The organism is Pseudomonas sp. CFBP13509 (assembly GCF_005233485.1).
GTDB classification, from domain to species: Bacteria; Pseudomonadota; Gammaproteobacteria; order Pseudomonadales; family Pseudomonadaceae; genus Aquipseudomonas; species Aquipseudomonas marginalis.
Map to the genome: position 1 here is coordinate 204,856 of NZ_QGAA01000010.1, position 25,588 is coordinate 230,443.

At 63.1% G+C, this 25,588-nt stretch carries 24 protein-coding genes; 7 read left to right on the plus strand and 17 right to left on the minus strand.

The features are described 5' to 3' along the window. Nucleotides 1-104 precede the first annotated feature (104 nt). The 3 genes from PspCFBP13509_RS18435 to PspCFBP13509_RS18445 all read left to right on the plus strand — a co-directional run bounded on the left by PspCFBP13509_RS18435 (nt 105) and on the right by PspCFBP13509_RS18445 (nt 3,109). Nucleotides 105-1,100, plus strand: coding sequence for a hypothetical protein (locus tag PspCFBP13509_RS18435; RefSeq protein ID WP_137212466.1), 996 nt, complete (start codon nt 105-107; stop codon nt 1,098-1,100). 2 nt (nt 1,101-1,102) lie between these two features. Then, entirely contained in the window at nt 1,103-1,480 is a 378-nt protein-coding gene (locus PspCFBP13509_RS18440) for a hypothetical protein (protein WP_065948442.1), read from the plus strand. 117 nt (nt 1,481-1,597) lie between these two features. Beyond that, nucleotides 1,598-3,109: a hypothetical protein gene (locus PspCFBP13509_RS18445; protein WP_065948441.1), complete on the plus strand. Its 1,512-nt coding sequence runs from the start codon at nt 1,598-1,600 to the stop codon at nt 3,107-3,109. 60 nt (nt 3,110-3,169) lie between these two features. On the opposite strand, the gene PspCFBP13509_RS18450 is transcribed toward PspCFBP13509_RS18445, so the two are convergent. The 15 genes from PspCFBP13509_RS18450 to PspCFBP13509_RS18520 form a co-directional block, all read right to left on the minus strand. After that, nucleotides 3,170-4,267: an SMP-30/gluconolactonase/LRE family protein gene (locus tag PspCFBP13509_RS18450; protein ID WP_137212467.1), complete on the minus strand. Its 1,098-nt coding sequence runs from the start codon at nt 4,265-4,267 to the stop codon at nt 3,170-3,172. After that, nucleotides 4,264-4,941 (minus strand): sterol desaturase family protein, encoded by a 678-nt coding sequence (locus tag PspCFBP13509_RS18455; protein ID WP_065948439.1) that lies wholly within the window; start codon nt 4,939-4,941, stop codon nt 4,264-4,266. Before PspCFBP13509_RS18455 ends, PspCFBP13509_RS18450 begins: the two co-directional genes overlap by 4 nt. 89 nt (nt 4,942-5,030) lie before the next feature. Further along, nucleotides 5,031-5,894: a LysR family transcriptional regulator gene (locus PspCFBP13509_RS18460; RefSeq protein WP_027606159.1), complete on the minus strand. Its 864-nt coding sequence runs from the start codon at nt 5,892-5,894 to the stop codon at nt 5,031-5,033. A gap of 111 nt (nt 5,895-6,005) precedes the next feature. Further along, the gene (locus PspCFBP13509_RS18465; RefSeq protein ID WP_137212468.1) at nt 6,006-7,412 is read right to left on the minus strand and encodes an amidase; all 1,407 of its coding nucleotides are present in this window, start codon (nt 7,410-7,412) and stop codon (nt 6,006-6,008) included. Next, on the minus strand, nt 7,405-8,676 hold the full coding sequence (locus PspCFBP13509_RS18470) for a Zn-dependent hydrolase (RefSeq protein WP_137212469.1): 1,272 nt from the start codon (nt 8,674-8,676) through the stop codon (nt 7,405-7,407). The genes PspCFBP13509_RS18465 and PspCFBP13509_RS18470 overlap by 8 nt, the downstream gene beginning before the upstream one ends. 13 nt (nt 8,677-8,689) lie before the next feature. Next, complete coding sequence (locus PspCFBP13509_RS18475; RefSeq protein ID WP_065923779.1) at nt 8,690-9,385, minus strand: ABC transporter ATP-binding protein; 696 nt, start codon at nt 9,383-9,385, stop codon at nt 8,690-8,692. Beyond that, nucleotides 9,385-10,134 carry an ABC transporter ATP-binding protein gene (locus PspCFBP13509_RS18480; RefSeq protein ID WP_065923780.1) on the minus strand — a complete coding sequence of 250 codons (750 nt, stop codon included), beginning with the start codon at nt 10,132-10,134 and terminating at the stop codon, nt 9,385-9,387. The genes PspCFBP13509_RS18475 and PspCFBP13509_RS18480 overlap by 1 nt, the downstream gene beginning before the upstream one ends. After that, entirely contained in the window at nt 10,131-11,141 is a 1,011-nt protein-coding gene (locus PspCFBP13509_RS18485) for a branched-chain amino acid ABC transporter permease (RefSeq protein WP_065923781.1), read from the minus strand. The genes PspCFBP13509_RS18480 and PspCFBP13509_RS18485 overlap by 4 nt, the downstream gene beginning before the upstream one ends. A gap of 1 nt (nt 11,142) precedes the next feature. Continuing rightward, nucleotides 11,143-12,003, minus strand: a complete 861-nt coding sequence (locus tag PspCFBP13509_RS18490; protein WP_065923782.1) for a branched-chain amino acid ABC transporter permease — start codon at nt 12,001-12,003, stop codon at nt 11,143-11,145. Between the two features lie 67 nt (nt 12,004-12,070). Beyond that, on the minus strand, nt 12,071-13,273 hold the full coding sequence (locus PspCFBP13509_RS18495; protein WP_065923783.1) for an ABC transporter substrate-binding protein: 1,203 nt from the start codon (nt 13,271-13,273) through the stop codon (nt 12,071-12,073). 123 nt (nt 13,274-13,396) lie between these two features. Next, the gene (locus PspCFBP13509_RS18500; RefSeq protein ID WP_065923784.1) at nt 13,397-14,167 is read right to left on the minus strand and encodes a FadR/GntR family transcriptional regulator; all 771 of its coding nucleotides are present in this window, start codon (nt 14,165-14,167) and stop codon (nt 13,397-13,399) included. A gap of 107 nt (nt 14,168-14,274) precedes the next feature. Next, complete coding sequence (locus tag PspCFBP13509_RS18505; RefSeq protein WP_137212470.1) at nt 14,275-15,024, minus strand: alpha/beta fold hydrolase; 750 nt, start codon at nt 15,022-15,024, stop codon at nt 14,275-14,277. 108 nt (nt 15,025-15,132) lie between these two features. After that, nucleotides 15,133-16,545: an efflux transporter outer membrane subunit gene (locus PspCFBP13509_RS18510; RefSeq protein ID WP_074847243.1), complete on the minus strand. Its 1,413-nt coding sequence runs from the start codon at nt 16,543-16,545 to the stop codon at nt 15,133-15,135. Next, a complete protein-coding gene (locus PspCFBP13509_RS18515; RefSeq protein WP_065923787.1) occupies nt 16,538-18,508 on the minus strand; it encodes a MacB family efflux pump subunit in 1,971 nt (656 codons plus the stop codon). The genes PspCFBP13509_RS18510 and PspCFBP13509_RS18515 overlap by 8 nt, the downstream gene beginning before the upstream one ends. Before the next feature lies 1 nt (nt 18,509). Then, nucleotides 18,510-19,679 carry an efflux RND transporter periplasmic adaptor subunit gene (locus tag PspCFBP13509_RS18520; protein ID WP_065923788.1) on the minus strand — a complete coding sequence of 390 codons (1,170 nt, stop codon included), beginning with the start codon at nt 19,677-19,679 and terminating at the stop codon, nt 18,510-18,512. Between the two features lie 346 nt (nt 19,680-20,025). On the opposite strand from PspCFBP13509_RS18520, the gene PspCFBP13509_RS18525 reads away from it, so the two are divergent. The 4 genes from PspCFBP13509_RS18525 to PspCFBP13509_RS18540 all read left to right on the plus strand — a co-directional run bounded on the left by PspCFBP13509_RS18525 (nt 20,026) and on the right by PspCFBP13509_RS18540 (nt 24,200). Beyond that, a complete protein-coding gene (locus PspCFBP13509_RS18525) occupies nt 20,026-20,508 on the plus strand; it encodes a sigma-70 family RNA polymerase sigma factor (RefSeq protein WP_065923789.1) in 483 nt (160 codons plus the stop codon). Between the two features lie 119 nt (nt 20,509-20,627). Beyond that, nucleotides 20,628-21,965 (plus strand): lysine N(6)-hydroxylase/L-ornithine N(5)-oxygenase family protein, encoded by a 1,338-nt coding sequence (locus tag PspCFBP13509_RS18530; protein ID WP_065948432.1) that lies wholly within the window; start codon nt 20,628-20,630, stop codon nt 21,963-21,965. Nucleotides 21,966-22,149: 184 nt separating this feature from the next. Continuing rightward, the gene (locus PspCFBP13509_RS18535; RefSeq protein ID WP_027606175.1) at nt 22,150-23,370 is read left to right on the plus strand and encodes a putative DNA modification/repair radical SAM protein; all 1,221 of its coding nucleotides are present in this window, start codon (nt 22,150-22,152) and stop codon (nt 23,368-23,370) included. Then, nucleotides 23,367-24,200: a TIGR03915 family putative DNA repair protein gene (locus PspCFBP13509_RS18540; protein WP_065923791.1), complete on the plus strand. Its 834-nt coding sequence runs from the start codon at nt 23,367-23,369 to the stop codon at nt 24,198-24,200. The genes PspCFBP13509_RS18535 and PspCFBP13509_RS18540 overlap by 4 nt, the downstream gene beginning before the upstream one ends. A 52-nt stretch (nt 24,201-24,252) precedes the next feature. On the opposite strand, the gene PspCFBP13509_RS18545 is transcribed toward PspCFBP13509_RS18540, so the two are convergent. Together PspCFBP13509_RS18545 and PspCFBP13509_RS18550 are read right to left on the minus strand one after the other, a co-directional pair. After that, nucleotides 24,253-24,750: an Lrp/AsnC family transcriptional regulator gene (locus PspCFBP13509_RS18545; protein ID WP_053138651.1), complete on the minus strand. Its 498-nt coding sequence runs from the start codon at nt 24,748-24,750 to the stop codon at nt 24,253-24,255. 5 nt (nt 24,751-24,755) lie between these two features. After that, the gene (locus tag PspCFBP13509_RS18550; protein WP_242001080.1) at nt 24,756-25,586 is read right to left on the minus strand and encodes an ABC transporter ATP-binding protein; all 831 of its coding nucleotides are present in this window, start codon (nt 25,584-25,586) and stop codon (nt 24,756-24,758) included. Nucleotides 25,587-25,588: the final 2 nt, after the last annotated feature.

Consider the following 25,588-nt stretch of genomic DNA (forward strand, 5'->3'; position numbering starts at 1 on the left):
TAGGCAACTTCCCAAATGCAATTCAGCCCACCTGCGCTTGTGTTCGGGGCGTAGGTGCTTGCTTATATTTCGACGCCATATTCTTTGCATCCCGGATGTAAGGCATGGCGCAGAGCTATATCAACGACCGCACAACGGACTACATCCATTTGAAATCCCGCCTCATGGGCGGCGCCCCGAGCCAGCAGCGCTCCGATCATTTTGATGTGCTCAACCGGCACCTGCGCCCCGGTCTGGTCGCGCCGGGTCAATTGGTGATTATTCCCGATCCGTACAGCGTGAGCTGTTCGAGCGAGGAAGCCTGGTTGATGCGCCATGCCGAAACAGTTCGGCGCAATCTGGAAATGGATACCTCGGCGGGCAGGGAGTTGATCGGCAACTATGACTTGCTGCAGAGCTTCATGGCCTACGGATCGATTGGTATCGGCAGTGCGACATCGGCCTGGTCGCGGCATCTGAATGAGGTGGCGCAGACCCTGGAGGACATCGAGGGGTTGCATCAGCGCTTGAAGGACGGTGCGTTGGACCGGGATGGCTTTATCAAACAGCGCCAGGCTTTGTTCCGGCGCTTGGATCTGCAACTGCAAGGCGCGGCACGGTTCGGCACGGGGTTGCAGGGCAATGAGTCGTTGAAGAAGGTGCTGGGGATTTCGACCAAAAGCTATCTGCATAAAGGCGAGATTGCGGGGTATGCACGGCGCATGCGCGAGATTGCGCAGATGTCCAAGTGGCTGGGTAACGGGACTTTCATTGGGATCGCGCTGGATGTGGGCGTGACCGGGCTGGAGATCAAGGAGGCGTGTGTGACGGGACGGGAGGCGCAGTGCAGGAGGGCTAAGTATGTGGAGACGGGGAGGTTGATGGGGGGAGTGGCTGGGGCTGCTGTCGGGGGAAAGTATGGTGCAGCCTTTGCTCTTCGTGCTTGTCACCTATTTTTGGGTATTTCGATGAAGGGACAAGGTGCGCTTGCGTGCGCAGTCATCGGCGGCGCTGCGGGTGGGCAGGCGGTAGGCTCTGGTCTAGGTGATGAAGGTGCGTTATTGGGTGGAAAGATCCTGGAGGTCAACGGTGATTTGATCTTCGAACCAGAGGGGGCTTAATCGTGTCGTTTTTTCTTGCCTTCACCATTGTGCATTTTGTGGGGGCGTTTGTCGTTTTGGGGCTGGCGCTGTTTGCCGAATATACAAAACTCGACGAGGTAGAAGGTTATTTCAGTCATAACGAAAGGGTCCGCGCCAATAAGCGATTTTGGAGACGAAACCGATGGCTCGACAGGCAATACCGCATGCTGTTGATGTTTGATTTCCTGTCTGACTCAGCACGCTATGTGAAAGCAGGCGTTGTGACCGAGGCCGAGCTGGCGTCTGTTCCATTAGGGCTGAAGCGTTGGGTGTTATGGCCCTATTACGTCGGCTTTATTTGGGTTATCGCAACAGTCGTTTGGACTGTTTGGCGTAGATGGGCCGACATTCTCATTTGAAAGAGCCTGAATTTTTCCATAAAAAATACTGTACATTCATCCAGTCTTCTCCTACATTCCATCCCAGGTGACCGGATGTCACCTGACCTTCAGTTTTTAACTATGGATGGATAAAAAATGAAATCGAAAAAAGCCTTTATGCTCGGTGCGGCCATGGCGGCCACCTGCTTTGTCTCGGCCTTTGCCCTCGCTGAACAATACCCTCACCTGGCTGCGCAAGCGGCGCCTCCTGCGGTCAAGCAAGGCTTGAAAAGCGCTGCGAAGGTCAAGGCCAACAAGGCGACGGCTGCCCTCAAACAGCAATTGCTGGCGGGTGCCCAGCAGAAGAAAACCCTGTTTGCCCCCAAGGCGAAGGCTGACTCGGTGGTGGAAGACAACACTGCGCCGGCCAGGGTGGCCAAGGTACAAAAAGCCACGGCCCAGTCGGCGCCCGCCGTGCAGGCTGCGCTGGTCCAGGGCTGTGAGCAGACGCTGGACATCAACTCGCTCTATACGATTGATGGCGTGCAAACCGGCGACCTGCTGTGCTACCACTTCAACCTGCCGCAGAAGGCGCGGATCAATGTTCTGCTGGTCAACCAGACCGCAGGCACCGACATGTCGTTGTCGCTGTTCCAGGACGACGGCCAGGGCAATCCGCTGCCCCTGGGCACCTCCAATAACCCCGGCACGGGCGATGAAAGCCTTGGCGGCGTGGTGCCGGCCGGCGATTACTACTGGTTCATGGAGGCCAACGCGGCGGTCCAGGGCTCGAGCTTTCAGTTCGGCGTCGCGGTCGATACCAACCTTGATGCGTTCGAACCCAATGACACCCCGGACACGGCCTTCCAACTGCCGGACACCCTCAACTACATCAACGGCAATGCCGACAGCCTGGATGATGTCGATTACTTCGATTTCACCGCCGTCCGTGGCCAGAGTGTGGGTATTGCGCTGACGGCCGATGCGACCAGTGGCAGCACGCGCAACAAGTGGATCCTCGAGCGTTTCGATGGCGCCCAGTGGGTCACCGTGGGGGCCAACGTCGTGTCGACCTCGATCCCGAGCCCGGGTGTCGGTGGCGTGGTCAAGGTACGTGTGCGGCCGAACCAGCACCCGAACGAGCCGTGGAGCGCGACCGGCAAGTACAACTTGTCGTTTGGTTCCAACCCGCGGGTCAACAGCCCGGATGTGAAGGGCGAGGCGAACGTGTTGCGCATTCCGTATTCGGCTTCCGACGTGGGCTACGGCTACATGACCACCCAAGCCTATCGCGACCTGACCTGGACCATGGGCCTGTCGGACAGCACCGGTGCACCGCTGGTGGGCCTGCACCCGATCGTCTATCTCGACCAGCGGATCGACCCGGCCAACGGCGATATCGTCTACAAGGCGTATTCGGCGGCGACCGACAGTGCGGGCCAAGCGGCGGGCACGATCAACGTGGGCACCTGCTTCGGTGATTTCCAGACCACCTTTGTCGACTATGCCCAGGGCTACAACAACACCTGGCGTACCGACTTCAACTACGGCGTGTGGCGCATGGAAGTACTGGAATACCCGGGTATCGGCGTCGGTGGTGACAACACCGAGTTCGTCAGCTTCGGCCACCTGTGCAAACAGACCTTGCTGAGCAGCACCAAGAGCTGAACATGAGTGACCCGTAGTACCCAGGGCATACAGGCCAGGCGCCTGTATGCCCTGTTTGCGTTATTGCGCCAACGCCAGCTTCAACGGCAAGCGCGCCATGCTCGTATTCTTCAATGAGCCCAGGTACAGCCAGTCGCCATATTCCCGGGCCGTGGTGATGGGCGAGTAATTGCCGGCGCTGCCATCCTGCAAGTTGGCGATGACCTTGCCGTCGGTGTTCAGCCCCAGCACGAAGGCTTTGCGCTCAATGGGCTTGGGCACCACCATCAGCGCGCGCACCATCACCTTGCGCAGCAATGGGTAGCCGGCAAAACTGTCCAGCAGCGGGTTGCGCGGTGAGTACAGTGCTACCCAGAAACGGTCCTGGCCGTTGAAACTGAGGTTGTCCGGCAGGCCGGGCAGGTTGTCGATAAACAAGTCGTGGTTGCCCGCACGTTCGCCCTTGAGCCAGTAGCGGCTGATGCGATACGCCCCGGTTTCATTGACCAGCAGGTAATTTTCATCGGGGCCGAGGGCCACGCCGTTGGCGAATTGCAGTTGGTCCAGCAACACCTCGGTGGTGCCGTTGCGAAAGTCATAGCGCAGCAGGCGACCATCGCCGCCATGCTCGATCACCGCCTCGCCATCCTGGCCATAACCCCAGCGGCTCGAAGCATCGCTGAAGTAGGCATAGCGCCCGCCGGCATCGATGGTCACGTCATTGGTAAAGCCAAAGGGGACGCCATTGGCGCTGGCGCTCAGGACGGTCAGTTGGCGCTGGGGATCCAGCGCGAGCAAGCCCTTGACCCCGTCGGCAATGATCAAGCGCCCGTCCGGGTGCAGTGCCATGCCCAGCGGCCGCCCACCGGTGTTGGCCAGTACTTCCAGGGTGGGGCTGTCGGGCGACGTGCGGATGATGCGGCCGTCATGCAGCCCGCTGATCAGAAGCCCCTGGGCATCGAGCAGCAAGGCCTCGGGGCCGGCGATGCCCTGGGCGCCGATTTTCTGCACAGCCTTGAGGCGCTGGTTGTCGGCATAGGCACCTTCCTTCATCGATGGCGCCTTGGGCGGAGCCCAGTTCACCGGTTGCACTTTGGTCGGCATCAACAGCAGGAAAGCGATCACCGCCAGCAGCAGCACAAACAGCAGATGACGCATTTTCTTTCGACGGGTACTCATGACGATTCCTGGTTGTCGTTGGGGTTCGGTTCCCAGTACAGGGTGCCGAACAGGTAATCCATCAGCGGGAGGACGATATTGAAATTGCGCCCCTGCATCAGCTCGCGGCGGTGATGCAGGGCGTGCAGTCGGTGCATCTGGCGAATCCACGGCAGGCGCGCCAGCGGGTGGTCGGCGGGCAAGTGCTCGCAGGCGTGGAACACTTCGTAGAGCAGGTAACCGAGGATCATGCTCCCGGCGAACAGCCCGGCGACATTGGCGTTCAGGTGCTGGAGCAACCACCAGGCGGGGAGGGTGATGACCAGGCTGTGCAGCACGATCAGCCACGCCGGGAAGAGAATGACGCGCCAGTCTCGCGGGCTGTCGTAGGTCATGTGGCCGGGGGTAAAGAAGCTGTGGTGATCACCGGTGTGGCGCGCATAGAACAGGCGGGCCAAGGCGTGCTTGTGATGGCCGAGGTGGCGATGCACCAGGTAGATACAGAGGTTGAAGAGCACCAGGGTCAGCGGCACAGTCAGCCACTCGAACGGCGTAACTCGGTGGGTGGAGGCCCCGGCCAGGCCGATGCAGCACACGCCATAGCCGAGCACAAAGCCGGCGTGCAGCCAGGGGTTGTAATGGGGGCTGACCTCGGCGCGGTAGCGGCTGCGAAACGTCTCGGTGGGATGGACCATGGCGGGCTGCTCAGGTTTTTTTGTTGGAGACTGAGCTTAGTTGGTACACGGGAATCTGCGAGTTTTGCGCGCTGCGCCGGGGAAGGGATTCAGATCAACGGGTCCCAGCGCTGCGACCAGTCACTCTCGGCCTTGACCACTTCACGCAGCAGCCCCAGGGCCTGTTGCAACACCGCCGAATCCCGTGCCCGCGAGTACACCAGGAACGTCGGGAAGCTGAACTCCGGGGCCTTGGGCACGCGCTGCATCACGCCGCTGTCCAGGTAGCTCTGTACCACCCGCGTGCGGAAATAGCCGGCGCCGCCGTTCTCGAGGATGTACTGCAATGCCAGCGGCCCGAGGTTGAAACTCACCGCCGCGCGAGCCCTGTCGGGCAGGGCCGCGTCGTGCTGCTGGCGGAAACCCGGGCCCCAATCGATGTAGACGTACGGGGCCGGTTTGCTCGTCAATTGCACCAGGATCAGTTTTTCTTCCAGCACCTGCTCCACCTGCAACCCCGGCCAGTACTGCGGCTGGAACACCAGCGCCGCATCGAGTACGCCGAGCTCCAGCTGCCGCAGCAGGTATTCACCTTCACGCACTTCGGTGCGCAGGGCATGCCCGGGGATCTGTTCGCGCAGGGCCCGGGCCCAACCGAGCATCAGCGGGTTGCACAGGCTGACTTCACCGCCGATATGCAGCACATTGCGATAGCCATCGGGCAGCGGCAGGTCACGCCGCGCGGCTTCCCAGGTTTGCAGCAACTGGTTGGCGTACACCACAAACGCCTCGCCGTCGGCGGTCAGGCGTGCACCGGCGCGGTTGCGCACGAACAGCGTACTGCCCAGCTGGCTTTCCAGGTTTTTAACGCGTGCGGTGATGGCGGTCTGGGTGACGTGCAGTTTCTCGGCTGCGGCGGCCAGGCTGCCGCAGCGGGTGATTTCCAGGAAAGTGCGTGCCAGTTCGATGTCCATGAAGCCCCCGGGGATGAATGGGGGACATTGTAGAGGCAGGGGATTGGAGTGCGCTCAGAAAATGTGGGAGGGGCAAGTCGAATCGTCGCACCGCCCCTCCCACATTTGGGTCTACGGTGTTGGGGTGATCGGTGTCTGTAAGTGCCGGGTCGGAAACGCCTTGGCATACACCCGGCACACTCGCAACACCTGCTCATCGGCAAACCGCGCCGCCACCACATGCAACCCCACCGGCAAGCCATTCGCCGCCAAGCCGCACGGCACCGACGCCGCCGGTTGCTGGGTGAGGTTGAAGGGGTAGGTGAACGGTGTCCACTCGGTCCATTCCTGCATCCCGGAACCGGGCGGTACGTTGTGTCCGGCCTCGAACGCGGTGATCGGCATCATCGGCGAGACCAGCACGTCGTAATGCTCGTGGAACGCCGCCATACGGGCCACCAGCGCGGCGCGGGCTTCGAGGGCTGCGTTGAAGTCATCCAGGCTCAACTGCTCGCCACGCTGGGCAATGCGCAGCAGCCCAGGGTCCAGCAGTTGTTTTTGTGCGTCGCTCATGGACCCGGTCAGGCGTGCCGCGCCCGCCGCCCACAAGGTGCTGAACACCTCCAGCGGGTCGCTGAAACCGGGGTCGATCTGCTCGACATGGGCACCCAGCTGCACCAGGCCCTCGACCGCCTGGGCGACCACCCTGGCCACCTGCGGGTCGACATCCACGTAGCCAAACGTGGGGCTGTAGGCCACGCGCAGGCCGTTCAAATCCGTGTGCGGCGTGAGCCATGGCATGGTCCTCGGCGCGCCGATCAGGCCATCCCGCGCATCCGGCTGTGCCACGGCCTGCAGCATCAGCACGCTGTCTTCCACGGTGCGGGTCATCGGCCCCAGGTGCGAAAGGATGGTCATCGAACTGGCCGGCCACTGCGGCACATAGCCGAACGTCGGCTTGATCCCGAAGGTGCCGGTAAACGCGCAGGGGATGCGGATCGAGCCGCCGGCATCGCTGCCCTGGTGCAGCACGCCCAGGTTCAATGCAGCTGCCGCGCCCGCGCCGCCAGACGAGCCGCCTGCGGTGGTGCGTGTGTCCCACGGGTTGCGCGTGATGCCGTACAGCGGGTTATCGGTGACGCCTTTCCAGCCGAATTCCGGGGTGGTGGTCTTGCCCAGCAGCACCGCGCCGGCCTTGCGCATAAAGGCTGGGAAGGGCGCGTCGACGTCCCACGGACCCTCGGCCGACGAGGTGCGCGAGCCCTTGCGGGTGGGCATGCCGAGCGTCAGCGTGAGGTCCTTGATCGAGGCGGGCACGCCATCCAGGGCACCGCAGGGCTCACCCTTCAACCAGCGGTGCTCCGAGGCCCGCGCGGCGCGCAGCGCGCCCTCGGGGTCCACATGGCAGTAGGCGTTGACCATCGGGTTGTAGCGTTCGATGCGCAGCAATGCATCCTCGGTGACCTCCACCGGCGACAGGGTCTTGTCGCGAAAATGCGCCAGCAGTTGTACGGCCGTCAGTTCACCTATGTCACTCATGGCTATTCCCCTGTGCCGCGTTGACCATGGCGCGCAACAACACGGCGCACCCGGCCGCCAGGTCATCCGGCGCGGCGTTTTCGATTTCGTTATGGCTGATGCCGCCTTCGCACGGCACAAAGATCATCCCGGCCGGGCCCAGTTCGGCGACGAAAATCGCGTCATGCCCGGCGCCGCTGACGATGTCCATATGGCTCAGGCCTAAGGCACTCGCCGCATCACGCACGGCGTTGACGCAGGCCGGGTGGAAGTCCAGCGGCGGGAAGTCGGCGGTGGGCGTCAGTTCGAAGGTCAACCCGTGCCGGGCTGCTGTGGCTTCGATCACGCCACGTACTTCATCGACCATGGCCTGCAGCTTGTCGGCATGCAGGTGGCGCAGGTCGAGGGTCATGTGCACCTGGCCGGGAATCACATTGCGCGACCCCGGGTGCAGGCTCAGGCAGCCGACCGTGCCGCAGGCGTGAGGTTGCTGCTGGTGGGCGATACGGTTGACCGCGCTGACCACCTCGGCGGCGCCCACCAGGGCATCCTTGCGCAGGTGCATCGGCGTCGGCCCGGCGTGGGCTTCGACGCCGGTGAGGGTCAGGTCGAACCACTTCTGGCCCAGGCAGCCCATGACCACGCCAATGGTGGTGGCCTGGTCTTCCAGCACCGGGCCTTGCTCGATATGCGCTTCGAAATACGCGCCGACCGGGTGGCCCAACACCGCGCGGGCACCGGCATAGCCGATGCGCTGCAACTCGGCGCCCACCGACAGGCCTTGCTCGTCCTGTTTGGCGAGGGTGTCCTGCAAGTCGAACTTACCGGCAAATATCCCGGAGCCCATCATGCACGGCGGGAAGCGCGAGCCTTCTTCATTGGTCCATACCACCACTTCGAGCGGCGCCTGGGTCTCGATGTTCAAATCGTTGAGGGTGCGGATCACTTCCAGCCCGGCCATCACCCCGTAGCAACCATCGAACTTGCCGCCGGTGGGTTGGGTGTCGATATGGCTGCCGGTCATCACCGGCGGCAGTGCCGGATTACGCCCAGGGCGGCGGGCGAAGATATTGCCGATGGCGTCGACACTGACGCTGCACCCGGCGGCCTCGCACCACTGCACAAACAAGTCACGGGCCTGGCGGTCCAGGTCGGTGAGGGCCAGGCGGCACACGCCGCCCTTGACCGTGGCGCCCAGTTGCGCCAGGTCCATCAGCGATTGCCACAGGCGGTCGCGGTTGATCAGCGGGGCGTTGCCCTGGAGCGGTTGCGCAAAACTGTTCATCTGCATTCTCCCGTCAGGCGCTCAGCGCCAGGTAGCGGTTCTTGATCGTCGGGTCGGCGCGGAAGGCGGCGGCACTGCCTTCGTAGACCACGCGGCCCTGTTCGAGGACGTAATGGCGGTCGGCGAGCTTGTCGCAGACCATCAGGTTCTGTTCCACCAGCAGCACCGGCAGGCCGTCGTCCTTGACCTTGCGCAGGATCTTCACCAGTTCGTCGACGATCACCGGGGCCAGGCCTTCGGTGGGTTCGTCGAGGATCAGCAGCTTCGGATCGTTGAGCAGGGCGCGGGCGATCGCGAGCATCTGTTGCTCGCCGCCGGAGAGCGCATGGCCGGCGTTCCTGCGCCGCTCCTTGAGGCGCGGGAACATGCCGTACACGTCTTCAAGCTGCCAGCGGCTGCTCTTGCGGACGGCAATGCGCAGGTTTTCCTCGACGGTCAGCAGGCGGAAGATCCCGCGATTCTCCGGCACCAGCGCCAGGCCCTGGCGCGCGATTTCAAAGATTTTCTGCCCCACCAGCGCCTGGCCGTTGAAGTGGATCTGGCCCTGGCGTGGGCAGATGATGCCGAGGATGCTGCGCAGGGTGGTGGTCTTGCCGGCACCGTTGCGCCCGAGCAGGGTCACCAGTTCGCCGGGGTTGACCCTCAGCGACACGCCTTCGAGCACGTGGCTCTTGTCATAGTAGGAATGGATATTCTCGACGATCAACATCAGGCAGCCTCCCCAAGGTAAGCACTGCGCACGCGTTCATCGGCACGCACGAACTCCGGCGTGCCTTCCACCAGGATCTGCCCGTGGCTCATCACGGTGATACGTTGGCTGATGGACATGACGATGCTCATGTTGTGTTCGATCAACAGCACCGTGTGGTCGCGGCCGAGGTCGCTGATCAACTGGGTCATGATCGGGATGTCATCGATGCCCATGCCCGAGGTGGGCTCGTCGAGCATCAACAGTTTGGGCTTGGAGCAGATCGACATGCCCACCTCCAGCACCCGTTGCTGGCCGTGGGACAACTCGCCGGCCAGGGTCTCGGCGCGGGCGCTGAGTTGCAGGCGTTCGAGCACCTGGTCGGCCATCTCCAGGTGTTCGCGCTTGCTGTCCACGCGGCGCCAGAAATTCAACGCACGTGCACCGTCGCGGCCCTGGGCGGCGAGGCGCAGGTTTTCGCGCACGCTGAGGTTCTGGAACAGGCTGGTGAGCTGGAACGAGCGCGCCATGCCCAGGCCGACGCGCGTGTGGGCGGGCTTGCGCATCAGGTTCTTGCCGTTGAAATGAATCGCCCCGGCCGTGGCCTGGCGTTCACCGGTCAGGCAGTGGAACAGGCTGGTCTTGCCCGCACCGTTGGGGCCGATGATGGTGTGGATGGTGCCGGCTTCGACCTTGAGGTTCACGCCGTTCACCGCACGGAACGCGCCATAGGCCAGTTCCAGGTCCTGGGTTTCCAACAAGATGCTCATAGCCCTTCCTCCTTGGCGACGACGACGGCCTTGCGACGGCCGCGCACGCGCTCGAACAACGCGGCCAGGCCGCCCCACAAACCGCCGCGCATGAAGATCACCACCAGGATCAGGATCACCCCCAGCAGCATCAGCCAACGGGGCCACAGGTCGGAGAGAAAATCCCCCAGCAGCACGATGGACCCGGCGCCCAGCAACGAACCGAACAGCGAGCCGGTGCCGCCGATAATGGTCATGATCAGGATGTTTTCGGACATCGCCAGGTCGATATTCGACAGCGGCACAAAGTGCAGCAGCATGGCGTAGAGCGCCCCGGCAATTCCGGTGACTGCGCCGGACAGCACGAACACCAGGATCTTGAAGTGCCGCGTGTCGTAGCCGATGGCCGAGGCGCGGGTTTCGTTTTCGCGGATCGCCATCAGCGTGCTGCCGAACGGCGAGGCGATCACCCGGCGTGCGCCGATAAAGATCAACAGGAACAGCACCGCGACAAAACCATAGAACGCGCGGGCGTCGGCCAGGGACAACAGTACGGCGTCGCCGATGCGGATTTCCGGGCGTGGCACGCTGAGCAGGCCGTTATCGCCGCCGGTCCAGTCGCTCAAGGTGTAGGCGACAAAGTACGCCATCTGGCTGAAGGCCAATGTGAGCATCACGAAGTAGATGCCGGTGCGCCGGATCGCCAGGGCACCCACCAGCAAGGCCAGGAAACCACCGGCGATGGCGGCGCCCAGCAGCGCGGTGAACAGGCCCAGTTGCAGGTGAATCATCAGCAGCGCCGCGCAGTAGGCACCGGCACCAAAGAAGATGCCTTGGCCGAATGACAGCAGCCCGGTGTAGCCCAGCAACAGGTTGCAGGCCAGGGCCGCCATGGCAAAGATCAGGATCTCGCTGGCCAGGGTCGCCGAGGGCAATAGCACGGGCAGGCCGATCAGCACCGCCACGACCCACAGCAACATGGCGCGTGATTGGGTTTTGGCAAACGGCAGGGGATTTTTCTCGCTCATGTCAGGCTCTCCCAAACAGGCCGTAAGGCCGCACCAGAATCACCACGGCCATGGCGCCGTAGATCATCAGGCTCGCGCCTTGGGGCCAGAGTGTGGTCATCAGGCTTTGCACCACGCCCACCAGCAAACCGCCGACCAGCGCACCGCTGAACGAGCCCATGCCGCCGATCACCACCACCACGAAGGCGATGCCGAGAATCTCCGGGCCAACGAACGGCTGCGCACCGCGCAACGGCGCGAACAGCACCCCGGCCATGCCGGCCAGGCCCACGCCGAGGGCGAAGGTCATGGAGAACAGGCGGAAGATATTCGTGCCGAGCAGCGACACGGTCTCGGTGCTTTCACTGCCGGCGCGCACCAGGGCGCCGAAGCGTGTGCGTTCCAGCAGCAGCCACAGGCCCAGGCCCACCAGCCCGGAAAACACGATGAGGAACAGGCGGTAGTAGGGGTAGACGAAATCACCCACCACCAGCACGCCGCGCAGCAGTTCCGGCACGGCGACGCTTTTGCCCACCGGGCCCCAGATCATTACGCTGGCTTCCTGGATGATCAGTGCGATGCCCAGGGTGACCAGGATCTGGAACATGTGCGGCAAGTGATAGATCCGCTGGATCAACAGCCGCTCGATCACCCAGGCCAACGCGGCCACCACCAGCGGCGCAATCAACAGCGCCAGCCAGAAGTTGCCGGTGAGGCTCACGGCGGTGTAGCAGATGTAGGCGCCCAGCAGGAAGAACGCGCCGTGGGCGAAGTTGACGAAGTTGAGCAGGCCGAAAATGATCGTCAGCCCGACCGCGATCAGGAAGTAGATCATTCCCAATCCAAGGCCGTTGAGTATCTGGAACAGGTAAAGATTAAGCATGCAGAAACCCTCGAACAGGTGGCCGCCCGGGCGGCCCTGCCGTGTACAACGGTGGTGTTTTAGCGGATCAGGCGAGCGTGCAGCCCGTGGCTTCCACCGGCGGGAAGGACTGGCCGGCGCTGAGTACCTTGGCCAGGTCATCCTTGTCGGCCATCTCGCCGGCGGCCTTGCCGACCAGCAGGTAGTAGTCCTTGATCACCTGGTGGTCGCCGGCGCGGATCGACTCCTTGCCGGTGGGGCCTTCGAAACTCAGGCCCTGCATGGCCTTGGCCACGGTCGGCCCGTCGAAGCTGGCGGTGGCGATGATGGTGTCGAGCATGACTTTGGTGCTGATGTAGTCGGCGGCCAACGGGTAGGTGGGGTTGATGCCGTACTTGGCCTGGGTCAGCTTGACCAGTTCGCGGTTGAGCGGGGTGTCGACCTGATGCCAGTACTGCGCGCCGAGGTACACGCCGTCGAGGATATCGCTGCCCAGTTCCTGGAACTGGTCGAGGCCGGCGGACCACACCAGCAGCACTTTCATGCGCTCCTTGATGCCGAAGTTCACCGCCTGGCGCAGGGTGTTGGACGATTGGCTGCCGAAATTCAGCAACACCAGCACGTCGGGTTTGGTGGAGATGGCGTTGGTCAGGTAGCCGGAGAATTCCTGCTCCTGCAGCGAGTGGTAGCTGTTGCCGACATGCTCCAGGCCATGTTCCTTGAGTACGTTTCTGGCGCCTTCGAGCAGCGCTTCGCCGAACACATATTGCGGCGTGATGGTGTACCAGCGCTTGGCATCCGGCAGCAGCTTGATCAGCGGCACCATGGTTTCGCGGATCGCGCCGTAGGTAGGTACCGACCAGCGGAACGTGGCGTGGTTGCAGTCTTTGCCGGTGACTTCATCGGCACCGACCGGGGTCATGAATACACCGCCGACCTTGTCGACTTCCTTGGCCACCGCGAGTGCCGACGACGACAGCGTGCAGCCCTGGAAGAAGCGCGCGCCGTCCTGCTGGATCGCCTCCTGCACCTTGCGCACGGCCTTGCCGGCGTTGCCCTCGGTGTCGATGACCTTGTAGTTCAAGGGGCGGCCCAGTAGCTCGGTGTGTTGTGCCACCGCCAGGCGCGAACCCATGTCGGCAAACTTGCCATAGCTGGCAAAGGCGCCGGACATGGACTTGAGGCCGTAAAAGGTAAAGGGCTCGGCGGCGAATGCCGAACGCACGCTCAGTGGAAGACTGAGGGCGGCGGCGGCGGTAAGACTGGCTTTCAATAACGTACGACGCTGCATGGGGTGACTCCCTGGTTTAGTTATTGGCAGGAGTAGCAAGGGCGATACGGTGGAGCAGGGCCTGTGGGCAGGCCTGTTATTGGGATAACGCAGTGAATGCAGTCAACTGTGGGAGGGGTGTTTTCAGTGGTTGTGGTCGAACTCCAGTAGAAAGTGCGGGCTGACCTGGCCTTCCAGCGCGGTCATATGGTGTTCGGCGTCGCACATATGTTCATGCATCAGGCTGCGTACCGCGCCTTCATCCCCGGCGCGAAAGGCGTTCAGCAGCTGTTTGTGATAGTCGAGGTTGGCCGCGTCGAACTGCTTGCGCTTGGGCTTGTAGGCTTTTTTCAGTACCACCAGGTCGCGCAGCAGGTCGTTGAGAAATTGCGCCATAAAGCTCAGCAACGGGTTGGGGCAGGCCTTGGCCAGCAAATTGTGGAACTCCAGTTCCGCCAGGCGTTGCTCACGCTGGCCGGCTTCGCTGTCTTCGGGGGCGCTGCAGAAATCCACGTTGTCCTGCAATGCCCGGTAGTCGTCCTCACTCAGGCGCCCGAGCACCGACACCGCCAGTTCCACTTCGATGACCTTGCGCAACTGGTACACCTGCTCGCCGTCCAGGTGCTGGAAGTGCAGGTAGTTACGCAGCGCGCGGCTGGCGGGTTCAGTGCCGGCCTGGTTCAGGTACGCACCGCCGCTGGGGCCGGTGCGCGTACTCACCAGCCCCTCGACCTCCAGGGCCTTGAGCGCTTCACGGGCCGAGCCCTTGGAGCACTGGAAGCTCTCCATCAGCTCACGCTCGGTGGGCAGGCGGTCGCCGGGCTTCAAGGCGTCGGTGACGATAGAGCGCTTGACCGACTCGACAATCACGTCGGACAGCTTCTGGCGTTTGCGGCGTAGCGGGCGACTCAGCATGGGTTCGATTTATCGTATTAATGCGGATAAATAGCACTTAATAACGATTGCGACGGAGCGTCAACGCAGGGTGTCGTTTTCGGCGGCAACAGGTCGTAAACGACGCGCTACTGCCTGCCTGCCACGTCAAGGCAGCGACTCGACGGTGGCGGCTGTTTGCCATAGGCGAGGAAGTCACCCACCCATCGGTTGATACAGCCGCCGGCGTCCGGTTTGGCGGGCTCCTTGAGGCGCAGTTGTTCGACCCCAAGCCTACCCGCCATGGTGTGTTCGGCGTTGACCAGCACCATGCGTGCGACGCGCTCGGGAAACACTGCGGCATAGCGGCTGCCCAGGCGCGTGGCGATGGTGTCCCCCAGGTAATGCAGTTGGGCGTCGCCCAACTGGGCGCGGACGTACTCCATGTCCCGTACGGCCTGTTCGACGCCATGCTCCTGAGTGAGGTCGCGGGGGCTGAGTTCGATCATGTCGTAGCGGTTGAGCAGCGTGCGATAGGCTTGTGTGGAATACGTGTCCCAGCGGCTGGCGAGGTGAATGGCGAAGGTGCTTCCGTAGTTTTTTTGCGCGGTGTCGCCGGCCTGGGTGAAGACCACGCCCTTGCGGTTCAGGGGATCGCGGGCGCCGACACGGGTCAGGTAGAGGCGCTGGTGGCCTTGCCAGGGGGCGGCATGGTTGCGCGGTACGGTGACGATGCCGCACTGGGTGCGCGACAGCACCTCGGGGTCAAGCCGTTCGGTGGTGGGGAGGGGGCAATCGAGCAGCCAATCAATGGCGGTGGGTTTGATCAGTGGCTCTGCCTGGCCAAGGTTTGCCATCAACCAGAGACAGCCGCACGCGAGGTATTTTGCAACATTCATCCAGTGTTCCCTGGCAGCCGTGTGATAGCGGCATTTTTTACCAAGGAACCTGAGTCGAAGAATGTAGGGGCGGTAGACGACTTATGTACGAAACTGGAGTTTCGTTTATCAGATGCTGGTTTTCCAACCGCCGCCCAATGCCTTGTACAGCGCAATGCTGGCCTGCAGGCGTGACAGTCGCAATTGCACGTTCAAGTCCTGGGCGGCATACAGGGTGCGCTGGGTTTCCAGTACCGTCAGCAAGTCCTCGGCACCCGCCTGGTAGCGGCTTTCGGCGATCTGGAAGGCGGTTTGGGCCTGTTGCAGTTCTTCCGTTTGCCAGTGGCGCTGCTGGTCCAGGCGCGTGATGCTGCTGAGGGCTTTTTCCACATCGGCAAAGCCGTTGATGATCGCGCCGCGGTAGGTTTGCAACAGCTCATCCTGGCGCGCGCGCGCCTTGTCGCGCTCGGCGCTTAAACGGCCGTTGTTGAAGATCGGCCCGACCAGGCCGGCCGTCAGCGTGTAGTAGGGGCTGCGCAGGACGTCCACGGCCTTGTAGGCATCGGAGCCGAGCGTGGCGCCGAGGGTCAGGGCCGGCAGCATGGCGGCGCGGGCCACGGTGACGTCCGCCTGGGCTGCCGCCAGTTCGGCCTCGGCCTTGGCAATGTCCGGCCGGCGGCTGAGCAGCTGGCTGGGCATGCCGGCGCCGATGGTTGGCCAGGTCAGCTCCTGGAAGGGTTCGGCGCCCAGGTCCAAGGCCTGGACCGGTTGGCCGAGGAGGGCGGCAAGGGTGATCTGGGATTCTTCGGCCAGTTGTTGAATCAACGGCAGCTGGCGTTGCTGGCTGGCCACCAGGCTTTTCTGCTGGGCCAGTTCCAGGGCCGTAGCGGAGCCTGCGTCGTAACGGGTCTGCACCAGGTCGAGGACGTTACGCGCATTGGTCAGGTTCAACTCGGCGATCTGCTGGCGCTGGCGCGCCGCGAGGGTTTGCGCGTAGCGGTCGGCGACGTTGCTGAGCAAGGTCAGTTCCACGGTGGCCTGGTCGAACTCGCTGGCGCGCAGACTGTGCAGGGCACTGTCACGGGCAGCGGCGCGGCCACCCCAGAAATCCACTTCGTAGCTGGCGGTGAAGTTGGCGCCGAAATTATCGACGGCGTCATCGCTTTGTGAGGCGTCAAGGTCCGGCCCGCCCGTGCCGTGCAACAACTTCTGGTGGCTGGCGGCAAGGTTGAACTTCACCTCGGGCAACAGTGGCGCCCCGGCAATCACCGCCGTGGCCTGGGCCTGGCGCACGCGGGCCATGGCGGCGGCCACGTCGAAGCTGTCACGCCGGGCCTGGTCGACCAGGCGGTTCAACTGCGGGCTGCCGAACTGCGTCCACCAGCGCTGGTTAGTGGCCTGGGCGGCGTCGCGTTCAGCGAACTGCCAGGCAGCCGGCGGCGCAATAGCGCTGTCCACGGCGGGCGGGTCACCGGCGCAGGCCGTGAGCAGCAGGCACAGGCCAAGTGCGGGCAGGTACGGGGGAATGGATCGTTTATTCACTGGTCAACGCCTTAACCGGATCGAGCCGGGCAGCTTTACGGGCCGGCATGAAGCCGAATACGACGCCGGTGACCAGTGCGCAAGCGAATGCGCCAAACACCGCCACCAGGGAGAACTGCACCGCCACCTTGGCCAGCACCAGCACGCCACCCACCAGCAGGGCCAGGGCAATGCCACACAGGCCGCCGACCACCGACAGCATCACCGCCTCGGTCAGGAACTGGCGCAGGATGTCGCGCTGGCGCGCGCCGGTGGCCATGCGAATGCCGATCTCGCGGGTGCGTTCGCGCACGGTCATCAGCATGATGTTCATCACGCCAATGCCGCCTACCAGCAGGGAAATCGCGGCAATCGAGCCGAGCATCAGCGACAGGGTATTCTGGGTGCGCGCCTCGGCCTGGATCATCGCCGCGTTGTTGGTCAGCTCGTAGTCGCGCTTGCCGTTGTGCAGCTTTTGCATCAACTGATCGATGGCCACTTCGGCCTCGTGGACTTTGCGCGCATCGGCGGCGGCAATCACCACGTATTCGGGGTTGTAGCTGCCGAACAGGCGCACGCTGGCGGCGGTGTAGGGGATGGCGATACGGTCATCACTGTCTTTGTTGCCCGAGCTGGCGCCTTTCTCCGCCAGCACGCCGATCACCTGGAACGGTACGTTTTCGATCAGGATGTACTGGCCGATGGGGTCGACCTCTCCCTTGAACAGCTTTTCCCGCACGCGATGGCCGATCACCGCCACGGTGGCGGCCGCATGCTCGTCGGCCGCCGTGAAGTAACTGCCCTCGACCACCGGCCAGTTGAAAATGTCCGGGAAATTGGTGTCATTGCCGCCCACATAGGCCATGTAGTCGACGTTGCCATAGCGCACGCCGGCTTCGGTGCCGTTGACCGGCATGATGCGCTTGATCTGGGGCAGCGCCGCCAGCGCCGCGACGTCATTGAGGGTGACGATACCCAGCGGCGTGCGTGGGTTGGGCGATGAGCCGCTGAGGTAGAGGATGTTGGAACCGAACGCGCCCATCTGCGCCATGACCTGGCGTTTGCTGCCTTCGCCCACGGCCAGCATCACCACCACCGAGGCTACGCCGATGATGATCCCCAGCAGGGTCAGCGCGGTGCGAAAACGGTTGATCCACATCACCCGCCAGGCGGCCTGGACCGCGTCCAGCAGTTCGGCCTTCCAGGCGCCATTGTGTTCGGCGCCGTCGGCCAGGCGCTGGCGCAGGTCCACGGCTTGCAGCGCGCCGCGGGTGGCGGGTGGGGGCGCTGCTTCGTCATCGGCCGAGTCACTGATGATCAGGCCATCGCGAATCTCGATGATGCGGTTGGCCCGCGCCGCGACTTCACGGTCGTGGGTGATCAGGATCACCACATGGCCCTGGCTGGCCAGTTCGTCCAGCAGGGTCATTACCTCGGCGCCGCTGTGGCTGTCGAGGGCGCCGGTGGGTTCATCGGCAAGGATGATGTGGCCGCCGTTCATCAGCGCCCGAGCGATCGAGACACGCTGTTGTTGACCGCCGGACAGCTGGTGCGGACGGTTACCGGTGCGCTCGGCCAGGCCCAGGCGTGTGAGCAGCGCGTGGGCGCGGGCATGGCGTTCGGCGGCGCTGATGCCGGCGTAGATCGCCGGCATCTCGACGTTCTCCTGGGCCGAGCCCGAGGGGATCAAATGGTAGCCCTGGAACACAAAGCCGAACGCCTCGCGGCGCAGCCAGGCCAGTTCGTCGCTGTCCAGGTGGGCGACGTTTTCCCCCGCGAACAGGTACTCGCCCAGGCTTGGGCGGTCGAGGCAACCGAGGATATTCATCAACGTGGACTTGCCGGAACCGGAAGCCCCGACGATGGCGACGAATTCCCCGGCGTGGATCGACAGGTCGATGCCGCGCAACACGTCGACCTGCGGGCTGTCGCCACCGCCGTAGGATTTGCGGATGTTCTTGAGTTCGATCAGGGGCGTGGTCACCTCAACCCCCGTTGCCGTCGGCCGGGCCGATCAGCAGGTGATCGCCTTCGTGCAGGCCGTCGAGCACTTCGACCCGCAGGCGATCGCTGATGCCCAGGTGCACTTCACGTTCTTCGATGCGGCCGTTGGTGGCGACCACGCGGGCGATCTGCTTGTCGGCACTTGAGGTGCCCAGCAGCGCGGCCACCGGTGCGGTGAGGACATCCTTGACCTGGCTGGCGACGAAAAATACCTGGGCGGTCATTTCGGCCATCAGCGCGTTGTCGCTGTTGTCCACGTCCAGCAGCACGGTGTACAGCACCACGCGACCGCTGCCGCTCTTGCTGGAACTGTTGGGGCTGCCGCTGCCCTGGGTTTCATTCAGCGGCTTGGGCGGGATCGGCAGGATCTGCCGCACGGTACTGGTCCAGCGCCGGTTGCCGCCGCTGAGGGTGGTGAAGTAGGCGGTCATGCCCGGTTTGACGTGGCCGATGTCGGCTTCCGAGACTTCCGCCCACACGGTCATCGGCGACAACTTGGCGATCCGCAGGATCAGCGGCGTCTGCTGCTGGGCATTGAGGGTCTGGCCGACGCGCGCGTCCACCGCGACCACGGTGCCGGTCATCGGTGCGTAGATGCGCGTATAGCCCAGTTCCGCTTCATCGCTGCGCAGGCTGGCCTGGGCCTGGAGAATCTGCGCCTGGAACATGTCCATCCGGGCCTGGGTGGCACTCAGTTCGGCCTTGGCGGTTTGCACGTCTTCCTCGCGGGTGGCGTTGCCGGCGGCCAGGCGCTGCTGGCGCTGGTACTTCTGGCGGGCCAGGGCGTGCTGGGCCTTTTGCTCCTGCAACTGGGCCTTGAGGTTTTCGATGGCGTAGCGGCTGGCATCGAGCTTGGCTTTTTGCGTCGAGGGGTCGATCTCCACCAGCAATTGGCCCTCCTGCACCCGGTCGCCGGCTTCAACGTGGATCTTGCGAATCTGCCCGGACGCCTGGGCGCCCACGTCGACATACCGGCGCGGTTGCAGGGTGCCCAGGGCCGTGACGCTGTTTTCGATAGTGCCGCGGGTGACGGTGACGGTGGTCAGGTTGTCACGCCCCGGCGGCAACACCTGCCAGGCGGCGACGGCGATGATGGGAATCAGGCACGCGATAGCGAGCAAGGCGCGTCGGGCAGGTCGAGGGCGTTTCATGCTTAGGTTCCAGCCGGGAAAGTTCGGAGCGCAGTTGCGCAGAGCTGACAGTTAAACGAGAGAATTGGCCGAGGATTTAGGTTGTTACATAAGTGGTTACAGGTCTTGTGGAGAAAAAAAACGGCCTGTAGGTGCAAGTCTTGTTTAAAAGTAGATGAGAATTACTATAAATTGCACCTACCCAAACTGCCATTACTGAATGGCCTGTATTTGTGTAGGAGCGAGCTTGCTCGCGAAGAGCTCAATGACGCCGCGTTCACTCTGGTTTCCCGCGTTATCGTTGACGTACTTCGCGAGCAAGCTCGCTCCTACAGGACCTAATGCCGCCACCCGGTGGCCGGGAGTCATGTTGGAAAACTACTATCGCGAGCTGGTGTGTTTCCTCAACGCCAAGCTGGGCAACCGTCAGGTGGCCGAGGATGTGGTGCATGACGCTTATGTCCGGGTGCTGGAACGTTCCAGCGAGACGCCCATCGAACAGCCGCGTGCCTTTTTGTATCGCACCGCGCTGAACCTGGTGATCGATGGCCACCGGCGTAATGCCCTGCGCCAGGTCGAACCCCTGGAGGTGCTCGACAGCGAGGAGCGCTTTGCCGCCTGTTCGCCCCATGCCACCCACGACTACGGCCAACGCCTGGCCTTGCTCGAACGCGCCCTGGCCGAGCTGCCGGCGGCCTGTCGCGACAGCTTCCTGCTGCGCAAACTCGAGGGCCTGAGCCACCTGCAAATCGCCGAGCGCCTGGGTATTTCCCGCACCCTGGTGGAAAAACACATCGTCAACGCCATGAAGCACTGCCGGGTGCGGATGCGCGAGTGGGACGCGCACTGATCACTGATCGGTTAAATTTTTTTTCACTGTCCTCGTTTCCTATCAACACATGACCTGTTGTGCAGGTCTCGAAGGTATTCCCGCCCCACCGCCAAGGGGCTTATCCAGAGGACACTGGAATGACACAGGCAATTGCTTCGCCCGCGGTTCATGACCTGATCGGTATCGGTTTCGGCCCTTCGAACCTGGCGCTGGCCATCGCCCTGCAGGAGCGTGAAAAGGCGCAGGGCAAACTGGACGTACTGTTTCTTGACAAACAGGCCGATTACCGCTGGCACGGCAATACCCTGGTGACCCAGAGCGAATTGCAGATTTCGTTCCTCAAGGACTTGGTGACCCTGCGCAACCCCACCAGCCCGTACTCCTTCGTCAATTACCTGAAAGCCCACGACCGCCTGGTGGACTTCATCAATCTGGGCACCTTCTACCCGTGCCGCATGGAGTACAACGACTACCTGCGCTGGGTCGCGGGGCAGTTCCAGGCCCAGGCCCGCTACGGCGAGGAAGTGCTGGCCATCGAGCCGATCCTGCACCAGCAACAGGTCGAGGCATTGCGCGTGATCTCTCGCGATGCCCTGGGCGAGCAGCATGTGCGCACCACCCGTTCGGTGGTGGTCAGCGCCGGCGGCACCCCGCGCATTCCCGAAACATTCAAGGCCCTCAAGGGCGACAGCCGGGTGTTCCACCATTCCCAGTACCTGGAGCGCATGGCCACCCAGCCTTGCGTGGACGGCAAGGCGATGCGCATCGCCATCATCGGTGGTGGCCAGAGCGCGGCCGAAGCCTTTATCGACCTGAACGACAGCTTCCCATCGGTACAGGTCGACATGATCCTGCGCGGTTCGGCGCTCAAGCCCGCCGATGACAGCCCGTTCGTCAACGAAGTGTTCTCGCCGGCTTTCACCGACCTGGTGTTCCAGCAAGTCGGTGCCGAGCGCGAGCGCCTGGTCGCCGAGTACCAGAACACCAACTATTCGGTGGTCGACCTCGACCTGATCGAGCGCATCTACGGGATTTTCTACCGCCAGAAAGTCTCCGGCATCGCCCGCCAGGCCTTCCGCACCATGACCGTGGTCGAGAAGGCCACCCCCGGCCCCCTGGGCATCGAACTGGCCCTGCGCAACAACGCCAGCGGCGAAACCAGCGTCAACCATTACGACGCGGTGATCCTCGCCACCGGCTACGAGCGCGAGACCCACCGCGCATTGCTGGCGCCGCTGGAGGAGTATCTGGGTGATTTTGAAGTGGCGCGCGACTACCGCATCGTCACCGATGAGCGCTGCAAGGCCGGCATCTACATCCAGGGCTTCAGCCAGGCCAGCCATGGCTTGAGCGATACGTTGCTGTCGGTACTGCCGATTCGCGCGGATGAGATTGCGGCGTCGCTGTTCGAGCATGATCGTCACCGTGGCCAGGGCCGCTCGGTGCAGGATTTGCTGCTCGCCACTGCCAGCTGACCGCCCTTGTAGGAGCGAGCTTGCTCGCGAAAATCGTCAACGATACGCGGGCATTCTGGATTAACGCGTTGTTCTTGCGTTCTTCGCGAGCAAGAACTAGGCGTCCCCCTCGCTCCTACAGGTGGTACTAGCAACACTGTTGGGCTACTGGTACTGTACAAAAAACCAGTATCGGTAGCCTTCCATGCAGTTGATCGAAAAACTCAGCATCCTCGCCGACGCCGCCAAGTACGACGCCTCCTGCGCCAGCAGCGGCGCGCCCAAGCGCAGTTCCGAAGGCAAGGCGGGGCTGGGCTCCACCGATGGCATGGGCATCTGCCACAGCTACACGCCGGACGGTCGCTGCGTATCCTTGCTCAAGGTGTTGCTCACCAACTTCTGCCTCTACGACTGCCAATACTGCGTCAACCGCCGCTCCAGCGACGTGCCCCGTGCACGCTTCAGCCCGGAGGAGGTGGTCACCCTGACCCTGGATTTCTACAAGCGCAACTGCGTCAGCGGGCTGTTCCTCAGCTCCGGCATCATTCGTTCGGCCGACTACACCATGGAGCAGTTGGTGCGGGTGGCCAAACTGCTGCGCGAAGAGCATGACTTTCGCGGTTACATCCACCTCAAGACCATCCCCGAAGCCGACCCGGCGCTGATTGCCGAGGCTGGGCGCTACGCCGATCGCCTCAGCGTGAATATCGAACTGCCCACCGATGCCAGCCTGCAAACCCTGGCGCCGGAAAAGCAGATCGTCTCGATCAAGCAGGCCATGCAGACCATCTACACCGGCGAGCAGACAGTCCTGAACGAACCCCGCGCACCGCGTTTCGCCCCGGCCGGGCAGAGCACCCAGATGATCGTCGGCGCCGACGAGACCGACGACAGCACCATCCTCCACAGTGCCGAGGCGCTGTATGGCAACTTCAAGCTGCGCCGCGTGTATTACTCGGCCTTCAGCCCCATCCCCAACAGCCCGAAAAGCGTGCCACTGGCCGCGCCGCCGTTGATGCGCGAGCATCGCTTGTACCAGGCGGATTTCCTGCTGCGCAGCTACGGCTTCAGTGCCAACGAACTGTTCGAAGGCCCCGGCCACCTGGCCCTGGACATTGATCCCAAGCTGGCCTGGGCCCTGGAGCACCGCGAGGTATTCCCCCTGGACCTGAATCGCGCCGAGCCGACCTTGATCGCCCGCATCCCAGGGATCGGCCTGCGCACCACCCAGCGCCTGGTGGACCTGCGCCGCGAACGCAAGATCCGCTTTGAAGACCTGGCGCGCATGCGCTGTGTGCTGGCCAAGGCCAAGCCGTTTTTCATCACCAGTGACTACCACCCGCAACAGGCGGACAGCACCAGCGTGCTGCTGCGCGAGCAACTGCGCGACCGCCCGCAGCCGCAGCAGATGGGGTTGTGGGGATGATCAGCCTGGAATGCGACAACCTTTTCAGCACCTGGCGCGAACAGGCGCGCTGGCTGCTCAGCCATCAGGTCGACCCCAGCCAGGTCAGCTGGGGCGAGATGCAGGCGGCGGATCTGTTTGCGACCGATGAGCCGATCCCCGCAGGCTTGGGGCCGTTCCAGGCGCGCATTCCCAAGGCGCTGCTGGAGTTGCTGGAGTCGGCCGCCTGCTACCACGGCGACCAGCGTTGGAGCCTGTTGTACGAAGTGCTCTGGCGCGTCAGCCATGGCGACCGCACCGCGATGCTGGCGGGGGATAAACTCGGCACTGAGCTGCAGCGGCGCATCAAGCAGGTCAGCCGCGAGGCCCATCATCTGCATGCGTTTGTGCGCTTTATCGCCTTGCCGGCAGGGGCAGGGCCCGAGTTGCCGGAGTACGTGGCCTGGCATGAGCCGGCCCATGACATTCTCAAGAGCGCCAGCCAGCATTTTGTCGGGCGCATGGGGCGCCATCGCTGGATGATCGCCACGCCGTTGGATGGGGTTTATTACGATGGCGAACAGTTGATTCATCAACGCCAATGCCCTGAGGCCTGGCAGCAGCTGGCGCAGAATGTCGAAGATCCCCACAGTGCGATGTGGCTGACGTACTACAGCCATATCTTCAACCCGGCGCGGTTGAACCCCAAGGTGATGGAAGGGCACTTGCCGAGCCGGTTCTGGAAGAATCTGCCGGAGGGCAAGTTGATCCCGGGGTTGATCAGCGAGGCACGTACGGGGAAACAGAAGGATGGGCAGGCGAAGATGATTGGCACCAAGCTCGGCAAGCGTATCTCAAGCGGGCGCGGTTAAAAATCTGGGAGGGGCAAACCCCTCCCACATTGGATTTCCAGTGTTTGAGGATCTAGGCCAGTTCGATGGCGGTATTTTTCACCACCGCCAACTCCGGATGTGCCACCAACTTATCGATGTGCAACTCATCATTGTTCAGCCAGATCTCCGATACCACCCGGTAGTGCTCCATGTCCCGGCAGCGCATGCGCAGGCTGTAGTCGAACGGCCCGCTGATCAGCTGGCATTCGAACACCTGGGGGCACGCCTTCATACAGGCTTCGAAGGCCTTTTGCGCCGAGCGCCCGCTCTGGTTGGACAAGGCCACCAGCACCAGCAGCGACAGTCCGGGCGAGACCATCTGTACATCGATGATCGCGCCGTACCCGCGAATCACCCCGCGTCGCTCCAGCTTGCGCACCCGCTCCAGGCAGGGCCTGGGGGTGAGGTGCACCAGTGACGAGAGCTTTTCATAGGTGATACGCCCCTGGTGGCGCAGCACTTCGATGATCGCCTCATCGATGCGATCCAGCGCAGGGGAGGTATGGGGTCCGTTGGCCTTGGTATCCATGGGTTTCACTTCAAACGGTTGGAAAGAAATTGCTGCAAGCGCTCGCTGTTGGGGTGGTCGAGGATCTCGGCGCCGCCTTGTTCCTCGACTCGGCCCTGATGCAGGAACAGCACTTGGCTGGACACCTGGCGGGCAAAGCCCATTTCGTGGGTGACCATCAGCATGGTACGACCTTCCTCAGCCAACGTCTGTATGACTTTGAGGACTTCTCCTACAAGTTCGGGGTCGAGGGCGGAGGTGGGTTCATCGAACAGAATGATTTCCGGCTCCATCGCCAGGGCCCGCGCGATGGCCACGCGCTGTTGCTGGCCGCCGGACAGGAACGCCGGGTACTGATCGGCCACGCGGCCCGGCAGGCCGACCTTGTCGAGGTACATGCGCGCGCGTTTTTCCGCTTCGGCGGCACTTACCCCCAGCACCCGGCGCGGGGCTATGGTGATGTTTTCCAGCACGGTCATGTGGCTCCACAGGTTGAAGTGCTGGAACACCATGGCCAGGCGCGTACGCAGGTTCTGCAATTGTTCCTGGTGCGGCGCACGGGCGCCGGCGCGGCCCTGGCGCATTTCGATGCTGATGCCGTCCAGGGTGATGACGCCGGCGTCCGGCTGTTCGAGAAAGTTGATGCAGCGCAGCATCGTGCTTTTGCCCGAGCCGCTGGCGCCGATCAGGCTGATCACGTCGCCATTGCGGGCGTTGAGGGACACGCCCTTGAGCACTTCGTGTTCGCCGTAGCGTTTATGGATGCCTTCGACCTGCAGCTTGACGGCAGCAGTTGTCGCCTGGGTAACGGGTACATCGACAGGATAAGTGGCCAGGGCCTGCGCGGACTGATTCATGG

Bases quoted from the DNA above. Each gene is read 5' to 3' on its own strand.
- PspCFBP13509_RS18545 (WP_053138651.1), bottom strand. From the start codon at position 24,750: ATGGATACCAAGGCCAACGGACCCCATACCTCCCCTGCGCTGGATCGC.
- PspCFBP13509_RS18445 (WP_065948441.1), top strand. From the start codon at position 1,598: ATGAAATCGAAAAAAGCCTTTATGCTCGGTGCGGCCATGGCGGCCACC.
- PspCFBP13509_RS18475 (WP_065923779.1), bottom strand. From the start codon at position 9,385: ATGTTGATCGTCGAGAATATCCATTCCTACTATGACAAGAGCCACGTG.
- PspCFBP13509_RS18525 (WP_065923789.1), top strand. From the start codon at position 20,026: ATGTTGGAAAACTACTATCGCGAGCTGGTGTGTTTCCTCAACGCCAAG.
- PspCFBP13509_RS18495 (WP_065923783.1), bottom strand. From the start codon at position 13,273: ATGCAGCGTCGTACGTTATTGAAAGCCAGTCTTACCGCCGCCGCCGCC.
- PspCFBP13509_RS18460 (WP_027606159.1), bottom strand. From the start codon at position 5,894: ATGGACATCGAACTGGCACGCACTTTCCTGGAAATCACCCGCTGCGGC.
- PspCFBP13509_RS18470 (WP_137212469.1), bottom strand. From the start codon at position 8,676: ATGAACAGTTTTGCGCAACCGCTCCAGGGCAACGCCCCGCTGATCAAC.
- PspCFBP13509_RS18435 (WP_137212466.1), top strand. From the start codon at position 105: ATGGCGCAGAGCTATATCAACGACCGCACAACGGACTACATCCATTTG.
- PspCFBP13509_RS18480 (WP_065923780.1), bottom strand. From the start codon at position 10,134: ATGAGCATCTTGTTGGAAACCCAGGACCTGGAACTGGCCTATGGCGCG.
- PspCFBP13509_RS18530 (WP_065948432.1), top strand. From the start codon at position 20,628: ATGACACAGGCAATTGCTTCGCCCGCGGTTCATGACCTGATCGGTATC.
- PspCFBP13509_RS18465 (WP_137212468.1), bottom strand. From the start codon at position 7,412: ATGAGTGACATAGGTGAACTGACGGCCGTACAACTGCTGGCGCATTTT.
- PspCFBP13509_RS18490 (WP_065923782.1), bottom strand. From the start codon at position 12,003: ATGCTTAATCTTTACCTGTTCCAGATACTCAACGGCCTTGGATTGGGA.
- PspCFBP13509_RS18505 (WP_137212470.1), bottom strand. From the start codon at position 15,024: ATGAATGTTGCAAAATACCTCGCGTGCGGCTGTCTCTGGTTGATGGCA.
- PspCFBP13509_RS18535 (WP_027606175.1), top strand. From the start codon at position 22,150: ATGCAGTTGATCGAAAAACTCAGCATCCTCGCCGACGCCGCCAAGTAC.
- PspCFBP13509_RS18520 (WP_065923788.1), bottom strand. From the start codon at position 19,679: ATGAAACGCCCTCGACCTGCCCGACGCGCCTTGCTCGCTATCGCGTGC.
- PspCFBP13509_RS18500 (WP_065923784.1), bottom strand. From the start codon at position 14,167: ATGCTGAGTCGCCCGCTACGCCGCAAACGCCAGAAGCTGTCCGACGTG.
- PspCFBP13509_RS18450 (WP_137212467.1), bottom strand. From the start codon at position 4,267: ATGAGTACCCGTCGAAAGAAAATGCGTCATCTGCTGTTTGTGCTGCTG.
- PspCFBP13509_RS18540 (WP_065923791.1), top strand. From the start codon at position 23,367: ATGATCAGCCTGGAATGCGACAACCTTTTCAGCACCTGGCGCGAACAG.
- PspCFBP13509_RS18455 (WP_065948439.1), bottom strand. From the start codon at position 4,941: ATGGTCCATCCCACCGAGACGTTTCGCAGCCGCTACCGCGCCGAGGTC.
- PspCFBP13509_RS18485 (WP_065923781.1), bottom strand. From the start codon at position 11,141: ATGAGCGAGAAAAATCCCCTGCCGTTTGCCAAAACCCAATCACGCGCC.
- PspCFBP13509_RS18550 (WP_242001080.1), bottom strand. From the start codon at position 25,586: ATGAATCAGTCCGCGCAGGCCCTGGCCACTTATCCTGTCGATGTACCC.